General features: G+C 55.3%; 12 protein-coding genes. All 12 read right to left on the reverse strand.

Translation table 11 applies throughout. The annotated features are described in order from the left end of the window. Nucleotides 1-208 precede the first annotated feature (208 nt). The 12 genes from lipB to leuS all read right to left on the reverse strand — a co-directional run bounded on the left by lipB (nucleotide 209) and on the right by leuS (nucleotide 12747). A complete protein-coding gene (lipB, locus tag ACQG1Y_RS06560; RefSeq protein WP_368740710.1) occupies nucleotides 209-850 on the reverse strand; it encodes a lipoyl(octanoyl) transferase LipB in 642 nt (213 codons plus the stop codon). A 94-nt stretch (nucleotides 851-944) separates the two neighbouring features. Next, nucleotides 945-1208 carry a DUF493 family protein YbeD gene (gene ybeD / locus ACQG1Y_RS06565; RefSeq protein WP_003858718.1) on the reverse strand — a complete coding sequence of 88 codons (264 nt, stop codon included), beginning with the start codon at nucleotides 1206-1208 and terminating at the stop codon, nucleotides 945-947. A gap of 107 nt (nucleotides 1209-1315) precedes the next feature. Then, nucleotides 1316-2527, reverse strand: a complete 1212-nt coding sequence (gene dacA, locus ACQG1Y_RS06570; protein ID WP_003858714.1) for a D-alanyl-D-alanine carboxypeptidase DacA — start codon at nucleotides 2525-2527, stop codon at nucleotides 1316-1318. 139 nt (nucleotides 2528-2666) lie between these two features. Further along, nucleotides 2667-3773, reverse strand: coding sequence for an endolytic peptidoglycan transglycosylase RlpA (gene rlpA / locus ACQG1Y_RS06575; protein WP_368740709.1), 1107 nt, complete (start codon nucleotides 3771-3773; stop codon nucleotides 2667-2669). A 16-nt stretch (nucleotides 3774-3789) separates the two neighbouring features. Next, nucleotides 3790-4902: a peptidoglycan glycosyltransferase MrdB gene (gene mrdB, locus ACQG1Y_RS06580; protein ID WP_015571139.1), complete on the reverse strand. Its 1113-nt coding sequence runs from the start codon at nucleotides 4900-4902 to the stop codon at nucleotides 3790-3792. 2 nt (nucleotides 4903-4904) lie between these two features. Then, on the reverse strand, nucleotides 4905-6806 hold the full coding sequence (gene mrdA / locus ACQG1Y_RS06585; protein WP_015571138.1) for a peptidoglycan DD-transpeptidase MrdA: 1902 nt from the start codon (nucleotides 6804-6806) through the stop codon (nucleotides 4905-4907). A 28-nt stretch (nucleotides 6807-6834) separates the two neighbouring features. Continuing rightward, entirely contained in the window at nucleotides 6835-7302 is a 468-nt protein-coding gene (rlmH, locus tag ACQG1Y_RS06590; protein WP_003858701.1) for a 23S rRNA (pseudouridine(1915)-N(3))-methyltransferase RlmH, read from the reverse strand. A 3-nt stretch (nucleotides 7303-7305) separates the two neighbouring features. Beyond that, nucleotides 7306-7623, reverse strand: a complete 318-nt coding sequence (rsfS, locus tag ACQG1Y_RS06595) for a ribosome silencing factor (protein ID WP_003858696.1) — start codon at nucleotides 7621-7623, stop codon at nucleotides 7306-7308. Nucleotides 7624-7891: 268 nt separating this feature from the next. Beyond that, nucleotides 7892-8557, reverse strand: coding sequence for a nicotinate-nucleotide adenylyltransferase (nadD, locus tag ACQG1Y_RS06600; RefSeq protein WP_032103125.1), 666 nt, complete (start codon nucleotides 8555-8557; stop codon nucleotides 7892-7894). Further along, the gene (holA, locus tag ACQG1Y_RS06605) at nucleotides 8550-9581 is read right to left on the reverse strand and encodes a DNA polymerase III subunit delta (protein ID WP_032652963.1); all 1032 of its coding nucleotides are present in this window, start codon (nucleotides 9579-9581) and stop codon (nucleotides 8550-8552) included. The genes nadD and holA overlap by 8 nt, the downstream gene beginning before the upstream one ends. Then, complete coding sequence (gene lptE, locus ACQG1Y_RS06610; RefSeq protein WP_332999193.1) at nucleotides 9581-10150, reverse strand: LPS assembly lipoprotein LptE; 570 nt, start codon at nucleotides 10148-10150, stop codon at nucleotides 9581-9583. The genes holA and lptE overlap by 1 nt, the downstream gene beginning before the upstream one ends. A gap of 14 nt (nucleotides 10151-10164) precedes the next feature. After that, nucleotides 10165-12747 (reverse strand): leucine--tRNA ligase, encoded by a 2583-nt coding sequence (leuS, locus tag ACQG1Y_RS06615; RefSeq protein ID WP_015571136.1) that lies wholly within the window; start codon nucleotides 12745-12747, stop codon nucleotides 10165-10167. Nucleotides 12748-12943: the final 196 nt, after the last annotated feature.

A 12943-nucleotide genomic window follows, 5' to 3' on the forward strand; every position in this document is an offset into this window, starting at 1 on the left:
AGTTTCCCTTGTTTATCGAAAACAAGCAGTTGGGTGATTATCACGCACGTTACACGATACCCGGTGATGGTACTATTAAGGTTCTAATTAATATGGGACGTTAATATATGGGCGACTCGAAAATATAGAATATGCGGTTTATTGTAAAGCGTAAATGCGGCAATTAAGCAGTGGCTGGTCAAATAACCGAACCACTGTCGGAAGTGTGTTAAGCAGCAATATATTCGTAGTCAGGATTGTTAAGCAGCGCTAAAAACTTCTTCAGAAGCACGGGGCGGATATTCTCAGGGGTGGCGGTATCGACCCACTGGCGCATTTGCGTCATTTCCATACCGGCATACCCGCATGGGTTGATGCGCTGGAAAGGGGTCAGATCCATATTGATATTCAGCGCCAGCCCGTGGAACGAGCAGCCTTTACGGATACGCAGCCCCAGCGAACAGATCTTCATCTCTCCAACATAGACGCCCGGGGCATCGGCGCGAGGGTGAGCATCGATACCGTACTCAGCGAGCGTGTTCACCACGGTTTGTTCCAGTAAGGTCACGAGCTCACGCACGCCCAGCTTTCTGCGTTTCAGGTTAAGCAGGACATACATTACCTGCTGGCCCGGGCCGTGGTAGGTTACCTGTCCACCGCGATCGCTCTGGATCACCGGGATATCACCCGTCATCAATAAATGTTCGGCTTTTCCTGCCTGGCCTTGAGTAAACACCGGCAAGTGTTCAACCAGCCAGATTTCATCAAAGGTGGTGTCATCGCGCATATCGGTAAAGTCATGCATAGCCTGAGAGACTGGCTCGTAAGGCTGTAGCCCAAGATGGCGGACTAGAATTTTATCCTGGTACAAAAGGACGTCTCCGAAGACAAGGGAGAATAGGTAACGGGGAGTATATCACAGCGGGGAAGTGGGTTACCCGGCAAACCGGGTAACCGCAGGGGGACTACAGCACCATACGAACAATTTCGATATTGCCGAGCTCTTCGTACAGCGTCTCAACCTGCTCAATGTGTGTCGCAGTGATGGTGATTGAGACCGAGTGGTAGTTACCTTTGCTGCTCGGTTTGACTGATGGAGAGTAGTCACCCGGCGCATGGCGCTGTACCACTTCAACCACCTGATCAACCAGCTCAGGTTTCGCCAGACCCATTACTTTGTAAGTAAAAGGGGTAGGGAATTCAAGCAGTTCGTTAAGTTTGGTTTTCATGTCAGCTCCGGCGTGTGTATAAAAAATAATAACTCCCGCCACGGGGCGGGAGTTTTACTGATACGTAGTATATGGGGATCAAAATCACACTTTCAAGTGTTCAATTTTTAACCAAACCAGTGATGGAACATCAGCTTAATGTAATCAATGATTTTGCCGAAGAAATTGCCTTCAGGAATTTCCTCCAGCACCACCAGCGGGCGCTGATCGATGGTTTTGCCATCCAGCTGGAAGTTAATCGTACCCACGACCTGATTCTTTTGCAGCGGGGCGTGCAGCTCGGTGGTATTCAGCACGTAGCTGGCTTTCAGATCTTTCATACGACCGCGTGGGATCGTCAGATAGAGATCTTTGTCCACGCCCAGGGAAGCGCGATCGTTATCGCCAAACCAGACAGGTTCAGAGGCAAATTCTTTACCAGCTTTCAGCGGGTTCACGGTTTCGAAGAAGCGGAAGCCCCAGGTCAGCAGCTTTTTGCTTTCCGTTTCGCGGCCTTTAAACGTACGCCCCCCCATCACGGCAGAGATCAGACGCATCTGGCCTTCAGTGGCGGAGGCCACCAGGTTATAGCCGGCTTTATCGGTGTGGCCAGTTTTGATGCCGTCGACGTTCAGGCTGTTGTCCCACAGCAGGCCGTTACGGTTGGTCTGACGAATGCCGTTGAAGGTGAACTCTTTCTCTTTGTAGATAGAGTACTCGTTTGGCACATCGCGGATCAGCGCCTGACCGATCAGCGCCATGTCACGCGCGGAGCTGTACTGACCCTCGGCGTCCAGGCCGTGAACGGTCTGGAAGTGGCTGTTTTTCAGGCCCAGGGCGGAGACGTAGCTGTTCATCAGGCCCACAAACGCGTCCTGGCTGCCCGCTGCAAAATCGGCCATGGCCACGCAGGCGTCGTTACCGGACTGCAAGTTGATGCCACGGATAAGCTGAGAGACCGGAACCTGCATGCCTGGCTTCAGGAACATCAGCGATGAACCTTTGAACACCGGGTTGCCGGTTGCCCACGCATCATTACCGATGGTCACCAGGTCGGTTTCTTTGAATTTGCCTGCTTTCATGGCCTGGCCGATAACATAGCTGGTCATCATTTTGGTCAGGCTGGCCGGATCGCGGCGGGCATCGGCGTTCTGTTCTGCCAGAACTTTGCCGGAGTTGTAATCAATCAGGATGTAGGATTCCGCGTCGATCTGCGGAACGCCAGGGATCATGGTCTTGATGTTCAGGTCGTCCGCGTGAGCTGCGGAGAACGCAGCAGCGCAAAGGGCCGTGGTCAGCGCCATGCGCTGCACAAAACGAGCAGAAAAAGTGGTCTTCATGGTCAGAACTACGACATCCGTGATGGAATTAAAAAAAGTGCCTTACTATAGCAAATGCTATACGGGCAGGCATCCGACTTTCATCATGAGAGTGTTAACGTGCTTTACACAAACTGACATTTCGGATACCACCGAATAATTATTTTGCAACAGCGATAAACGACTGGAGCTGCGCCTCGCTCTGCAAACGCTGTTGCAGGGACGCTGCCTGCGATTTGCTGGCAAACGGACCCATCTGGATACGCCATACCGCACCGTTTTGCTCAACGCGGCCTGGCACGCCAAACTGCTTGCTTAAACGCTGCTGATATTGCTCTGCACGGGTCCGATCGCTGACGGCGCCAACCTGAACCACGTAGCTGCCGCTCGCCGTCGCAGGCGCCGCAGTCTGCGTAGCAGCAGGCGCGGTCACCGGGGCGGGTTGTGTAGCGGGTGCAGCAGCGACGGGCGCAGGCGCTGGGGCAGGTTCATTTGATTCAATCACGCCCGGCGCTAACGTGGTGGGTGCGCCAAGGAAACCACTGCTTTTCACCGGGGCGCCGGTCGCGTCTTCACTTTGCAGCGTATCGTTGCTGATAGCACGCACTTCACCCTGCGGCTGTGCGGGCTCTGCCGGCGTTGAAGCGCCCCCCATACCACCGCTCAGATCCGGGCGAGCGGGCAGGGCATAGGTCTGTTTCGCGACCGTGGTACAGGCCGTGCCCGGGCCAGACAGTGAACCATCCTGCGCCACGATAATCGGGTCGATACGCACTTTAGTATTGTTTGAGGTGTTCAGACGGTCGGCAGCCGCGCGGGACAGGGAGATCACGCGATCGGTGCCGTAAGGACCGCGATCGTTGATACGCACCACGATCATTCGGCCATTCGCCAGGTTAGTGATGCGTGCATAGCTCGGGACAGGCAACGTCGGGTGTGCCGCCGTGATCTGCATCGGATCGAAGGTTTCACCCGACGCGGTCAGATTGCTGCCGGGCTCAGCGTCATAGATGGCAGCAAAGCCAGCCTGGCTGAAACGGGAAGGATCCTGAACGATTTTATAGCTTTTACCGTCGCGCTGATAATCCTGATTCACGCTGGCGTTCAGCGATTCATAAACGGGATCGGCACCGCTAATCTCATCAATCGGGCCATTACAGACCGCAGGCTGCGGCGGCGCGACGGTTGCCTGTTGCTGACCATCATCACTTGTACAGGCGGCAAGTAAACTTGCTGCGATGCAGATCCCCAGCCACTGCTTACGCATTGCGATCCCCTTATTTTTATACGCTTTTGGACAACATTTTCCTGTGGGTATGGATCGACATGACGATACCAAACCCGGCCATCAACACGATCAGTGCCGAGCCCCCGTAACTCACCAGCGGCAGCGGTACGCCAACAACCGGCAGAATACCACTCACCATACCAATATTTACGAAGACATAAACGAACAAAATCAACATTAATCCGCCTGCCATCACGCGACCAAAGGTGGTTTGCGCGCGCGCGGCAATCCACAAACCTCGCATGATCAGCAGCACGTAGAGTGCAAGCAGCACCAGGATGCCAACCAGCCCTAACTCCTCAGCCAGAACGGCAAAGATAAAGTCGGTGTGGCGTTCCGGTAAAAATTCGAGCTGCGACTGCGTACCGTGCAGCCAGCCTTTACCACGCAGGCCTCCGGAGCCAATCGCAATCTTCGACTGAATAATATGATAGCCTGCGCCCAGCGGATCGGTCTCGGGATCGAGCAGCATCATAACGCGCTGACGCTGGTAATCATGCATCAGGAAGAACCAGAGGATGGGGATAAAGGCGGCAACCAGCACCACGGCGATACCGATCAGACGCCAGCTCAGGCCGGACAGGAACAGGACGAACAGGCCGGATAGGGCGATAAGAATTGAAGTCCCGAGGTCCGGCTGTGCGGCCACGAGCAGCGTCGGCAGGAAAATCAGCACCAGCGCAATGGCGGTATTTTTCAACGACGGCGGGCAGACGTCGCGGTTAATAAAGCGCGCCACCATCAGCGGGACGGCGATTTTGGCGATTTCCGACGGCTGGAAGCGAACAATCCCCAGATCCAGCCAGCGCTGTGCGCCCTTCGAGATGGCACCGAAAGCATCTACTGCCACCAACAAAATGATACAGAAAATATAGAGATAGGGCGCCCAGCCCTCGTACACGCGCGGCGGTATTTGCGCCATCACCACCATAATGACCAGACCCATGGCGATCTGGCCGATTTTACGCTCCATCATGCCGATATCCTGGCCGCTGGCGCTCCAGATAACGAGGGCGCTATAGACCAGCAGAGCCAGCAGGATCAGCAGCATGGCAGGGTCGATGTGGATCTTGTCCCACAGCGATTTTTTATTCGGATTATCCGTCATGATTATTGGTCCTCCGCCGCAGCGGCTGCCGGGTTTTCAGCTGGCAGTTCGGTGTTGTTGTCACCCAGCATGATGTGGTCGAGGATTTGACGCATGATGGTACCCACCGCCGGGCCTGCGCCGCCGTTCTCAAGAATCATCGCCACCGCAACCTGCGGGTTATCATAAGGGGCAAACGCCGTCATGAGCTTGTGGTCACGCAGACGTTCGGCAATTTTATGTGCGTTATAAGTTTCATTCGCTTTCAGACCGAAGACCTGAGCCGTACCTGATTTCGCGGCTACCTTATACGGTGCGCCAGCGAAATATTTGTGCGCCGTCCCGTTAGGGCGGTTGGCTACACCGTACATGCCGTCTTTCGCGATTTCCCAGTACCCGGAATGAATGTCACCCACCGGCGGCTCGTGCGGCTGTATCCACGGCACTTTTTTGCCGTCTTCAACGGTGCTTTGCAGCAGGTGCGGCACTTTCACAACGCCATCGTTAATGAGGATCATCATCGCCTTGTTCATTTGCAGCGGCGTTGCCGTCCAGTAGCCCTGGCCGATCCCTACCGGAATGGTGTCACCCTGATACCAGGGTTTTTTAAAGCGCTTCAGCTTCCATTCGCGGGTTGGCATGTTGCCGGAACGCTCTTCAGCCAAATCTATACCGGTGTAATGCCCGTAGCCGAATTTGCTCATCCATTCAGACAGACGGTCAATACCCATGTCGTAGGCGACCTGATAGAAGAAGGTATCCGCCGACTCCTCCAGTGATTTGGTCACGTTCAGATGGCCGTGGCCCCATTTTTTCCAGTCGCGGTAGCGTTTCTCAGAGCCAGGCAACTGCCACCAGCCGGGGTCAAACAGACTGGTATTGCGGGTGATGACGCCCGCGCTTAGCGCAGACACGGCGACATACGGTTTAACCGTTGAAGCTGGAGGATAAACCCCCTGCGTCGCGCGATTCACCAGCGGCGTGTTTGGATCGTTGAGCAGGCCGGAGTAATCCTTGCTGGAGATACCATCCACGAACAGGTTCGGATCGTAGCTTGGCATCGAAACCATCGCCAGAATGCCGCCGGTACGCGGGTCGGTCACAATAACCGCAGCACGGCTACCCGCCAGCAGCGTCTCGATATACTGCTGTAGCTTCAGGTCGAGCGTCAGATAGACGTCATGCCCCGCCTGCGGGGGAACCTCTTTCAGCTGACGGATCACGCGGCCACGGTTGTTAACTTCAACCTCTTCATACCCGGTCTGACCGTGCAGCACGTCTTCGTAATAACGTTCGATCCCCAGCTTGCCAATATCATGGGTTGCGGCGTAGTTAGCCAGCTTGCCGTCTTTATCAAGGCGTTCGACGTCTTTATCGTTGATTTTGGAGACGTAACCAATGACGTGCGTCAGCGCGGAGCCGTAAGGATAGTAGCGGCGTTTATAGCCTTTGACTTCCACACCGGGGAAACGGTACTGGTTAACGGCAAAACGGGCGACCTGCACTTCCGTCAGGTTGGTTTTTACCGGAATGGAGGTGAAGCGGTGAGAACGTGCGCGCTCTTTTTTGAACGCAGCGATATCGTCATCAGTCAGGTCGACAACGCTTCTCAGCGCGTTCAGGGTATCCTGCACGTTATCCACTTTCTCGGGCATCATCTCTATCTGGTAGATGGTGCGATTAAGCGCCAGCGGCGTGCCGTTACGATCGTAGATAATGCCGCGGCTGGGCGCGATGGGCACCAGCTTGATACGGTTTTCGTTTGAGCGGGTCTGGTAATCGGTATAGCGGACAATTTGCAGATTATAGAGGTTGGCGATCAGCACGCCGGTAAGCAGCAAAATCCCCGTAAAGGCGACCAGCGCCCGGCGCACAAACAGCGCGGACTCAGCCGTATAGTCGCGAAAAGAATTCTGTAGTTTCATCCGCTGCTTAAATTACCCTGGTCAGTCATTACTCGCGGTGATAAGGGTGGTTGGTAGTGATGCTCCATGCGCGATACAAACTTTCTGCCACGAGAACCCGTACAAGCGGGTGGGGCAGCGTCAGCGCCGAGAGTGACCAACTTTGTTCTGCTGCCGCTTTGCAGGCGGGAGATAACCCCTCTGGTCCGCCAATCAACAGACTGACGTCCCGACCATCCTGCTTCCAGCGCTCCAGTTCGTGCGCCAGCTGCGGCGTATCCCAGGGTTTGCCCGGAATATCGAGGGTCACGATGCGGTTTTTGCCTGCGGCAGCCAGCATCAGTTCTCCCTCTTTATCGAGAATACGTTTGATATCTGCGTTCTTGCCGCGCTTTCCTGCTGGGATCTCCACCAGTTCGAACGGCATATCTTTTGGAAAACGACGCAGATACTCAGTAAAACCGGTTTGTACCCAGTCCGGCATTTTGGTGCCGACGGCGACCAGCTGCAACTTCACGCATTAACCCCAGAGTTTTTCCAGCTCATACAGGCGACGGCTCTCTTCCTGCATGACGTGGACAATCACATCGCCGAGATCGACAACCACCCAGTCAGCGGTCGCTTCACCTTCAACGCCCAGCGGAAGCAGCCCTGCCGCGCGCGATTCCTGAACAACATGGTCAGCAATCGAAACAACGTGACGAGTTGAGGTCCCGGTGCAGATGATCATGCAGTCGGTGATGCTGGATTTACCCTTAACGTCGATAGCGATGATGTCCTGACCTTTCAGGTCATCAATTTTGTCGATAACAAAATCCTGGAGTGCTTTACCCTGCAAGTTTTCCCCCTGGGTGAATGAGATTGTACAACTATGAATTCGTGGCCAGTCAGTATACCTGAACTGACGCCAGTCGCGGGACAAATGTCACCGCCCGGCTTTTGAAGGCGGGTATCATCCCACCCTCCGCCTGAGATTGCATCGCCATTTTTGTAAAACAATTTCTGTAAAGCAGCGATCGGCGGGAAAGTCTGGCAGCGGAGGATATCAGTATGGCTTAGCCTGTCAAGGCAGGATAATCATTAACGAACAATTTCGCCGGCGATACTCAGGCATCTGTACTTTTCTGATACAGACCGTGCGCATGGATATAGGCCAGCACGGACGAGGGGAGGAGATCGTCACAGTCTAAACCCTGCTGGAGACGTTCGCGGATGAGGGTCGCGGAAATATCAAACCACGGCGTTTCGGCGAGGTAAATTTTCCCGGCGGGGAGACTGTGCAGGTCTTCTATATTGTCCGTCAGATGCGCGTCAAGCCACTGCTGATGCTGTGCGTCGCGCATGGTCAGCGGGTAGCCCGGACGGCGGCAGACCAGCAGATGACTGTTTTCCAGAATGGTTTCGTACTGGTACCAGCTGGGAAAGTTGAGCAAGGAATCCTGGCCGATGATAAACGCCAGCGGTTTCATGGGCCCTTGCTCAGCGCGCCACTCCCGCAGCGTTTGCGATGTCCAGGAAGGGGTATCCCTGCGCAGTTCACGCTCATCCAGCGTGAAGAGAGGCTTATCGGCGATAGCCAGCGCGAGCATCGCTTTACGCTGCTCGCTGGTTGCTTCTGGCTGAGGACGGTGCGGCGGAACATTGTTGGGCATGATGATTACCCGCTGCAACCCAATCAAATTCGCGAGGATTTCAACCGGCTTAAGATGCCCATAGTGTACCGGGTCGAAGGTCCCGCCATACATTGCCTGTAAAGAATGCATATCACCCATCGATAAATACGTCTGCCAGCGCCTTATGGCAGAGCAGCAAAGAGAGGCTCTCCAGCTCCGCCCAGACAGACTGGCCGTAATCCTGTTTTAACGTCAGTTCGGCGCGCATCAGAAGTTGTACTGCCTGACGCAACTGCTCCTGGCTCAGGCGGTTTATCGCCTCCGTGGTCATCGCCCGACGGTTTTGCCAGACGCGATGTTTGTCGAATAAGGCGCGCAGGGGCGTGTGTGCTGACTGGCGTTTAAGGTTGTTCAGCAGCAGTAATTCGCGCTGGAGCGTACGGAGCAGGATGACCGGCTCACTCCCTTCCAGGCGCAGCTGTTGCAGGATGTGCAGAGCACGCTTACTTTTCGCCGACAGCAGCGCATCAACCCAGTGGAAGGGGGTAAAGTGCGCGGCATCATTCACCGCCTGTTCCACGCGCGGCAGCGTCAGCTTACCATCGGGCCACAGCAGGGCGAGCCTGTCCAGCGCCTGCGCCAGTGCCAGAAGGTTGCCTTCGTAGCAGTAGCACAGGAGCTGACTGGCGGCCTCATCCAGCTGCAAATTGTGCTGCTTTGCTCGCGCGGCAACCCATTTTGGCAGATGCGCCTGCTCTGGCGTCTGGCAGGTGACCAGCACCGCACTGGGGGCTAGCCGGGTAAACCAGGCCGCGTTTTCCTGCGCTTTTGTGAGTTTGTTGCCGCGTACGATAAGCAGCAGATCGCTGTGTAACAAACTCACCAGCATAGCCAGCTGTTCATTGATGGCAGCGTTAGGACCATTCTCCGGCAGCAGGATCTGGATTGTCTGACGAGAGGCAAACAGGCTCATGGCCTGACAAAGCGAGAAGATAGCGTTCCAGTCGGTACTGTTATCGATCTGGAACGTATGATGTTCATCGAAACCCTGCGCGGCTGCCGCATGGCGAACCGCATCAAGGCTTTCCTGAAGTAACAGGGGGTCATTGCCGAGTAGCAGATAGGCCGCGCGCAGCCCTTCGTTGAGCTGCGCGCGGAGTTGTTCAGGATACAACCTGATCATCAGTTACCCAGAGACGTTGGCATATCCGGCGTGCTGGCATCCGGTGTTTCGATGACGTCAGCGCCTTTTTTCGTCGACGTGGCAATGGCAGGCAGTCTGCGGATCAGCTGTTCCGCGGCCTTATCGTACATCTCTTTGGTGATAATCTGCTGTTCGGCGTCTTTTGCCAGCGCCGTCTGCGGGTTATCGAAGAACGAGCGGTAGACTTTGGTATTGATAGGATAAATATCTTTACCTGGCATCAAGACGGCCGCATCAACGGTAAGCACCATCTGATATTCCGCCGTCCGCCCATCCTGGAAGATCGAGGCCGTATCTTGTGACAGCGTTGATTTCAGGACGCGAAGCGAAGGAACATCCTGACGCAGGGTTCCCTTCTCGATCAGCTCAACATCGTTCAAACGCAGCTGGTTACGAATGGCCCGGCTCAGCGGTCCGTTCGGATCGGATGAGTCGAAGATCATTGTTTTCATCTGAGCAGGCACTGCCGTGGTGTTGCGCAGGTGCCAGCCGCAGCCAGCGGTGACCAGCACCGCCAGAGATAAGAGTATTGTTGCCAGTTGTCGCACGTTTCCTCCCGCGCTTAGCCAACGACCAGATTCAGCAGTTTACCAGGTACGTAGATCACTTTACGTACGGTAACGCCCTCAAGGTATTTCGCGACCAGATGCTCCTGGCCAGCGCGCTCGCGAACCTGTTCTTCGGTTGCGTCGACCGCGACGGTAATTTTACCGCGCACTTTACCGTTAACCTGCACCACCACCAGCGTGGTGTTTTCCACCATAGCGGATTCATCCGCCACTGGCCACGGCGCGTTGTCGATATCGCCTTCGCCTTTCAGCTCCTGCCACAGGGTGAAGCTAACGTGCGGCGTGAACGGGTTAAGCATGCGAACGACCGCCAGCAGCGCTTCACGCATTAAGGCGCGATCCTGCTCGCCGTCCTGCGGGGCTTTCGCCAGCTTGTTCATCAGTTCCATAATAGCCGCAATTGCGGTATTGAAGGTCTGACGACGACCAATATCATCGGTGACTTTCGCAATGGTTTTATGAACATCACGACGCAGCGCCTGCTGATCTTCGCTCAGTGCAGCCACGTTCAGCGCTGGCGCATCTCCCTGAGAGGTGTGCTCGTACACCAGTTTCCAGACGCGTTTCAGGAAGCGGTTTGCCCCTTCAACGCCGGATTCCTGCCATTCCAGCGTCATATCTGCCGGGGAGGCGAACATCATGAACAGACGCACGGTGTCAGCGCCGTAACGCTCAACCATTACCTGCGGGTCGATACCGTTATTTTTCGACTTGGACATCTTGCTCATGCCGGTATACACCAGTTCATGACCTTCGGCGTCTTTCGCCTTCACGATACGGCCTTTCTCGTCGCGCTCCACAATCGCATCAACCGGAGAAACCCAGTTACGCTCGCCGTTCGCGCCAACGTAGTAGAACGCATCTGCCAGCACCATACCCTGACACAACAGCTGTTTTGCCGGCTCGTCGGAGTTGACGAGGCCTGCGTCACGCATCAGTTTGTGGAAGAAGCGGAAGTAGAGCAGGTGCATAATGGCGTGTTCAATGCCACCGATGTAGATGTCTACCGGCAGCCAGTAGTTTGCTGCATCGGAATCCAGCATGCCTTCTTTGTACTGCGGGCAGGTGTAGCGCGCATAGTACCAGGAGGATTCCATAAAGGTGTCGAAGGTGTCGGTTTCACGCAGCGCTGGCTGACCGTTGACGGTGGTTTTCGCCCACTCAGGATCGGCTTTGATCGGGCTGGTGATGCCGTCCATGACCACGTCTTCCGGCAGGATCACCGGCAGCTGATCTTCCGGCGTTGGCATCACGGTGCCATCTTCCAGAGTCACCATTGGGATTGGCGCACCCCAGTAACGCTGACGGGAAACGCCCCAGTCGCGCAGACGGTAGTTCACTTTACGCTCGCCCACGCCCAGGGAGGCCAGCTTGTCGGCGATGGCGTTGAAGCCTTCTTCGAAGCTAAGGCCGCTGAACTCACCGGAGTTAAACAGGGTGCCTTTTTCAGTCAGCGCTTGCTCAGAGAGATCGGGCTCAGAGCCGTCAGCAGCAAGAATAACAGGCTTGATGGTCAGGCCGTATTTGGTGGCAAATTCGTAGTCGCGCTGGTCGTGACCCGGCACGGCCATCACTGCGCCTGTGCCGTATTCCATCAGTACGAAGTTGGCTGCCCAGACAGGGATCGCTTCGCCCGTCAGCGGGTGAATGGCTTTAAAGCCGGTATCAACGCCTTTTTTCTCCATCGTCGCCATGTCGGCTTCGGCCACTTTAGTATTGCGGCATTCGTCGATGAAGGTCGCCAGTTCCGGATTGTTTTCTGCCGCTTTCTGCGCCAGCGGGTGACCTGCGGCCACGGCCAGGTAGGTCGCGCCCATGAAGGTGTCCGGACGGGTGGTATAGACGGTCAGGGTCTGGTCGTAGTTCTCAACGTTGAAGGTAATTTCCACACCTTCGGAACGGCCGATCCAGTTGCGCTGCATGGTCTTAACGGTATCTGGCCAGTGGTCCAGATTATCCAGATCGTTCAGCAGTTCGTCAGCGTAGGCGGTGATTTTGATAAACCACTGCGGGATCTCTTTACGCTCTACTTTGGTGTCGCAGCGCCAGCAGCAGCCGTCGATAACCTGCTCGTTCGCGAGAACGGTCTGGTCATTCGGACACCAGTTAACGGCAGAGGTCTTCTTGTACACCAGGCCTTTTTTATACAGCTCGGTGAAGAATTTCTGCTCCCAGCGGTAGTATTCCGGGGTACAGGTTGCCAGCTCGCGACTCCAGTCATAGCCAAAGCCCAGCATTTTCAGCTGGTTTTTCATGTACGCAATGTTGTCGTACGTCCACGGAGCCGGTGCCGTGTTGTTTTTCACCGCCGCGCCTTCAGCAGGCAGGCCGAACGCATCCCAGCCGATAGGCTGAAGAACGTTTTTGCCCAGCATACGCTGGTAGCGCGCAATCACGTCACCGATGGTGTAGTTACGCACGTGGCCCATGTGTAGTCGACCAGAAGGATAGGGAAGCATCGACAGGCAGTAATACTTCTCTTTGCTCTCGTCTTCGGTTACTTCAAAGGTGCGCTTCTCGTCCCAGTGTTGCTGGACTTTTGATTCTATCTCTTCCGGGCGGTATTGCTCTTGCATGGCAGCCAGTGGTCCTGTGTTCAATACAGCTACAAATGTAGCCAATGGATGTGGTAATTCAGATCCGCATAGCATAGCCCAAACGCCCGCGTCAAAACAGCCTTTCACGCAAATGCACTTTGCAGGAATTTACCGGGTCTGTGCTTCACCTGACAAAGCGGCGGCGAAATAAGGTCTATTATTAGAGGCAGTTACT

The sequence above is a fragment of the Enterobacter cloacae complex sp. 397G4 genome (assembly GCF_050031515.1).
In the GTDB taxonomy this organism is placed as follows: domain Bacteria; phylum Pseudomonadota; class Gammaproteobacteria; order Enterobacterales; family Enterobacteriaceae; genus Enterobacter; species Enterobacter hormaechei_C.

Excerpts from the sequence above, each read along its gene's own strand:
- nadD (WP_032103125.1), bottom strand. The coding sequence starts at position 8,557 with ATGGGTGATATGCATTCTTTACAGGCAATGTATGGCGGGACCTTCGAC.
- ybeD (WP_003858718.1), bottom strand. The coding sequence starts at position 1,208 with ATGAAAACCAAACTTAACGAACTGCTTGAATTCCCTACCCCTTTTACT.
- holA (WP_032652963.1), bottom strand. The coding sequence starts at position 9,581 with ATGATCAGGTTGTATCCTGAACAACTCCGCGCGCAGCTCAACGAAGGG.
- leuS (WP_015571136.1), bottom strand. The coding sequence starts at position 12,747 with ATGCAAGAGCAATACCGCCCGGAAGAGATAGAATCAAAAGTCCAGCAA.
- mrdA (WP_015571138.1), bottom strand. The coding sequence starts at position 6,806 with ATGAAACTACAGAATTCTTTTCGCGACTATACGGCTGAGTCCGCGCTG.
- mrdB (WP_015571139.1), bottom strand. The coding sequence starts at position 4,902 with ATGACGGATAATCCGAATAAAAAATCGCTGTGGGACAAGATCCACATC.
- rlpA (WP_368740709.1), bottom strand. The coding sequence starts at position 3,773 with ATGCGTAAGCAGTGGCTGGGGATCTGCATCGCAGCAAGTTTACTTGCC.
- dacA (WP_003858714.1), bottom strand. The coding sequence starts at position 2,527 with ATGAAGACCACTTTTTCTGCTCGTTTTGTGCAGCGCATGGCGCTGACC.